Annotated in this window: 5 protein-coding genes and 1 pseudogene; 5 read left to right on the top strand and 1 reads right to left on the bottom strand. The window is 45.2% G+C overall.

The window, feature by feature from the left end; all coding sequences use genetic code 11:
• The coding region (locus PLA23_RS10320) for a glutamine synthetase beta-grasp domain-containing protein (protein WP_324475126.1) at window positions 1-242 on the bottom strand (242 nt) is incomplete at its 3' end.
• Between the two features lie 301 nt (window positions 243-543).
• Between PLA23_RS10320 and PLA23_RS10315 the strand changes: the two genes are divergently transcribed.
• From PLA23_RS10315 to PLA23_RS10295, 5 genes and pseudogenes are all read left to right on the top strand, one after another.
• Window positions 544-1,596 (top strand): class II glutamine amidotransferase, encoded by a 1,053-nt coding sequence (locus tag PLA23_RS10315; protein WP_324329042.1) that lies wholly within the window; start codon window positions 544-546, stop codon window positions 1,594-1,596.
• Window positions 1,593-3,104 (top strand): glutamate synthase-related protein, encoded by a 1,512-nt coding sequence (locus PLA23_RS10310; protein WP_324475125.1) that lies wholly within the window; start codon window positions 1,593-1,595, stop codon window positions 3,102-3,104. Before PLA23_RS10315 ends, PLA23_RS10310 begins: the two co-directional genes overlap by 4 nt.
• Window position 3,105: 1 nt before the next feature.
• A complete protein-coding gene (locus PLA23_RS10305) occupies window positions 3,106-3,846 on the top strand; it encodes a GltB/FmdC/FwdC-like GXGXG domain-containing protein (RefSeq protein WP_324329048.1) in 741 nt (246 codons plus the stop codon).
• Window positions 3,847-3,850: 4 nt separating this feature from the next.
• The gene (locus PLA23_RS10300; RefSeq protein ID WP_324475124.1) at window positions 3,851-4,864 is read left to right on the top strand and encodes a Coenzyme F420 hydrogenase/dehydrogenase, beta subunit C-terminal domain; all 1,014 of its coding nucleotides are present in this window, start codon (window positions 3,851-3,853) and stop codon (window positions 4,862-4,864) included.
• 68 nt (window positions 4,865-4,932) lie between these two features.
• Window positions 4,933-5,113: pseudogene (locus PLA23_RS10295) on the top strand (radical SAM protein); the annotation flags it as partial.

Raw genomic sequence — 5,113 nt, 5'->3', positions numbered from 1 at the left:
GGAAGGATCTGATAGGTATCAATATCAGGTTTCAGAATCATATCAGATTCATCAATCCGGGCAAACCCTTCGATTGAAGAACCATCAATCCAGATCCCCTCTGTTAAGGCCTTTTCAACCTGAACAACCGGAATAGCAACATTTTTGGGGATGCCGAGGATATCATTGAACTGCAGGCGGATAAATTTTACATTATCTGCCTTTATCCGTGCGATCATTTCGCTGACCTTTGCATCAGACATTGAAACATACTTCTACCCTTATACATTTAAAGTTAATGTATGCAGGACCTGATTATATATTATCATTTTTTACTTTATTTCCATGAATGATCACCAATCATTTTTCATCAAGAGAAATGTTGAAGGAAAATAATTGAAAGAAATAAACCTACCGCTAGTTTTTCACAAATTCAGAAAAGTAAACACATTAATAAAGATGAAACACTTATAAGGATTAGACAAGCAGTTAGCTTCTACTCCGGATAATTCCGGACAATGCTCGCTATGTAAATATGCCGGATATTGAGGCTTTTGTGATGTTATGTGCGGAATAATTGGAGTTATCGATAAACAGAGAGAGCTTATGGATGGGTCTTCCATCAGGGATGCCCTGTCGGTAATGGATGAGCGCGGAAGTGGTGAAGGTGCCGGATATGCTGCATATGGAGTATATCCGGACTATGCAGATCTCTACGCAATTCATGTCTTTTATGACAATCTGATCGAACCAAAAGACCAGGTAGAGGATTTACTTGAAACATGGGGTATGATTGAACATGATGAGGAAATACCTACCTGGGAGCAGCCCGGAATTCCCAAAATTCATACTCCATGGAGGTATTTCTTCCGCCCTAAGACACGGCTTATGCAACGGAGTAAAACTCCCGATGACGAGATTGTCAAACATATAGTCATGGAAGTGAATAAGTCCGTCAAAGGGGCACTTATCTTCTCATCAGGCAAGAATATCGGAGTATTCAAGGCATCAGGATGGCCGGAAGAGGTCGCAGACTTTTATCGGGTTGAGAATTATGAGGGATATCTCTGGCTTGCTCATAACCGGTATCCGACCAATACTCCTGGATGGTGGGGGGGAGCTCATCCATTCAATCTTCTGAACTGGAGTGTTGTTCATAATGGAGAAATTACGTCTTATGGGACAAACCGCAGATATATAGAGAGTTTTGGATATGACTGTACGATGTATACCGACACCGAAGTTGTCGCATATCTTATGGATCTGCTGGTAAGGCGTCATGGTCTGACCCAGGAACTGGCAGTCCGTGCTCTTGCTCCTCCTTTCTGGGAAGAGATTGAACGAATGCCTGAAAGTGAGCAGAGGCTGAATACTGCCCTTCGGTTAACCTACGGGTCAGCGATGATGAACGGACCTTTCGCAATCGCAGTTGCATCACCAGACTCCATTGTCGGATTTTCTGATCGAATCAAACTCCGGCCCCTGGTGATTGGAGAACATGATAACCGGTTGTTTATTTCAAGTGAAGAAGCAGCAATCAGGACGGTAGATTCTGCAGTGAAGAATATTTATATGCCGAAAGCCGGTGATCCAATCGTCGGGAGGACGCTCGTATGATCATCGGATCCCGCCCTGCCAGATTCCAGGTGGTTGTTGATAAAAATCAGTGCATGCTCTGTGGCAGATGTGTTGAAAACTGTTCATACGGTGTCTTCCGTATAGAACAGGACGGTATTGTCACAAATACCAGAAACTGCGTCGCATGCCATCGATGTATCTCCCAATGTCCTCGTGATGCTATTACCATCATGGAACGACCCTGTGATTACCGGTCGCACCCAGTCTGGACTGCCCAGATGAAGGAAAATATTTTCAAACAGGCAGAAAGCGGAAAGATACTTCTCGGAGGTATGGGAAATGCCGCACCATATCCCATTCTATTTGATCACCTTGTTCTGGATGCCTGCCAGGTTACCAACCCTTCGATAGATCCACTTCGTGAACCGATGGAACTTCGTACCTATATTGGGAAGAAACCAAAACAACTTGAGTATATTCAGACATCTGATGGAGATACCAGTCTCATTACCGAACTGACCCCCAATCTCAAACTTGAGACCCCGATAATGATTGGTCACATGAGTTATGGGGCAATATCCCTGAATGCGCATAAAGCCATGGCTCAGGCAGTATCAGAGATCGGTACGTTTATGGGAACCGGTGAAGGAGGCCTGCATGAAGCCTTGTACCCGTATCAGGATCGTATGATTGTTCAGGTAGCGTCCGGGCGATTCGGGGTTGATGTACATTATCTTGAGCGGGGTGCAGCGATTGAAATAAAAATAGGCCAGGGTGCAAAACCAGGTATTGGCGGTCATCTGCCAGGTGAGAAGGTGTGTGCAGATGTCTCATGCACCCGGATGATTCCGGAAGGAAGTGATGCAATCAGTCCTGCCCCTCACCATGATATCTATTCCATTGAAGATCTCAAGCAACTGGTCATCAGTCTCAAAGAAGCGACAGAGTGGAAAAAACCGGTCTTTGTAAAGATTGCCGCGGTTCACAATGTGGCTGCAATTGCTGCAGGGATTGCCCGATCCGGAGCTGATGCAGTCGTCATTGATGGATTTCGGGGAGGGACCGGTGCTGCACCGGCAGTATTCAGGGATCATGTCGGTATTCCGATTGAAGCAGCAATTGCAGCAGTAGACACAAAACTTCGGAAACAGGGAATTCGAAATGAAGTTTCAATAATCGCCTCCGGAGGTATCCGGCAGAGTGCAGATGTTGCAAAGGCTATCTGTCTTGGTGCTGATGCTGTGTACATAGGGACTGCTGCTCTTATTGCGATGGGCTGCCGGGTATGTGGAACCTGTTACCGGGGGTTGTGTTCATGGGGTATTGCAACGCAGCGGCCCGATCTTGTGGCCCGGTTGCATCCTGATGAAGCAGCACATAATGTGAAGAATCTTATCGATGCCTGGACTTTGGAGTTGGCAGAACTTATGGGCGCTGCCGGGATCAACAGTATAGAATCTCTTCGGGGAAACCGGGACCGCTTACGTGGATACATGCTTGATCAGACCATGCTTGATGTTCTGGATGTAAAAGCAATAGGAGCCTGATATGAGTCAGATAACAATTGATGCTGCTGGTATCCATTACACCCCGCTGAATAAACAGATCAGGCAGGCAGTCAGAGATGGAGCTTCAGAAATAATTCTGAAAAACGTCATGGGTCAGCGTTTTATCGGTGATGGTCTTATTGGTTCAGTAAAAATTGTAATTCACGGGGTGCCGGGAGGTGATCTTGGTATGTTCATGAAAGGGCCGACCATCGAGGTTTTTGGCAATGCTGATCATGCCCCCGGGAATACAATGGATGAAGGAACTATTATCATTCACGGCGCCAGTGGTGATGCAACTGCCCATAGTATGAGAGGGGGAAAGGTCTTTGTCCGGGATGATATCGGGTATAGGGGCGGAATCCACATGAAACAATATCTGAATAAACGTCCGGTCCTTGTAGTCGGAGGAACTGCGAAAGCATTTCTGGGGGAGTATATGGCAGGAGGGCTGGTGATACTGTTCAGGATGAAGGATGAGGAACCGTACGCTGAAATGGGGCTTGCCAGCGGTATTCATGGGGGAGAAATTTTCATCAGAGGAACGGTGAAAGAATGGACACCTGGAATTGGTAGTACTGCACAACTTGCCTCCTCAGAAGATATTGAGCGGATAAAACCCTTCATCATGGAATTCTCTCAATATTTCAATGTAGATCCATCAGAATTACTGAACAGTTCGTATACCCGGATCGCACCGGTGAGTGCCCGGCCGTTTGCTGGTAAATATACCTGGGAGTGAGGACATGACAAAGAAAAAAACCTATACTGCTTTACAGGAAGAGGTCTGGGATGCCGGCATTTGCAGCGGATGCGGTGCATGTGTTGCGGTCTGTCCTGCAGATGCATTGTTTTTCCCTGATGATCCGGGAATTGTCCGCCCTGTTTCATCCGGGTATTGTAAACAGGAGACTGATCAGGTTCCTTGTGGTGCATGTTATGAAGTATGTCCCCGAACAAAGCCTGATCGTGTTGAGATTCTTGGGACATATAAATTCGGTGTCGGGGCACGAGCCACAACAGAGATTTCTCATAAGCAGAGTGGAGGAGCGGTAACCGCAATACTTGCCGATGCGTTACAAAAAGGCCTGATAGATGGGGTAATAACCGTTACTGAAGATCGGTGGACACATAAACCGATCTCTATTCTGATTACGAGTGCAGGGGAACTATTCGAACATGCAGGAAGCAGGTATAATTGGAGTGTTCCCATCTTAAAAGCCCTGAAAACAGCAGTCATAACTAAAAAAATGACTCGTATTGCAATAGTCGGGACACCCTGTGTTGTATCTGCAGCCCGTCTCATGAAAGAATCAACTCATGATCTCGTAAAACCCTTTGGAAAGGCAATCAGGCTGATAATTGGGCTTTTCTGTACAGAAAGTTTCAATTATTATCCCCTTATGGATGAAATTCTAAAACAAAAGCATGATATTCCTGCATATAAAATAGTCCGGATGGATGTCAAAGGAAAACTTGAGCTGACGTTATCAGATGGAAATATTGTTGATATCCCTCTCAAAGAGATAGAATCGGCAATCCGGGGAGGATGCAGGACCTGTAAAGATTTTACTGCAATTGATGCTGATGTATCAGCAGGGAGTGTTGGTACACCGGATGGTTGGACCACTCTGTTGATTCGGACAGGTGAAGGCGAGCAGTTTGTACACAGTGCAGAAAAGTCAGGGATGCTTGAATTACTATCTGATATTGAAATAAGTGCTGTTACAAAACTTGCTGAAAAGAAAATTTCACATTAATTTTAATCTTTCTCCGGATACTATTTATCTCTCCATAGTGAATATAGAAGGAGATTATCTGATTTGCAATGGATGATAACACTTCTGAAGATCTTCCTCCTCATAGTAGACTGTCTGCAGGATGCAAACTCTGTTATGAAGGAGCAAAATTAGTCCTTTTCCTCACAGGATTATGTCAACGTGACTGCTGGTATTGTCCGCTTTCACAGGAAAGAAAAAATCGTGATGTTTTGTATGCTAATGAACATC

Origin of the sequence: Methanospirillum sp., assembly GCF_035406105.1 — an archaeon.
GTDB lineage: Archaea > Halobacteriota > Methanomicrobia > Methanomicrobiales > Methanospirillaceae > Methanospirillum.
The sequence above is the reverse complement of the archived record's forward strand: the minus strand, read 5'-3'. Positions and strand labels throughout refer to the sequence as shown.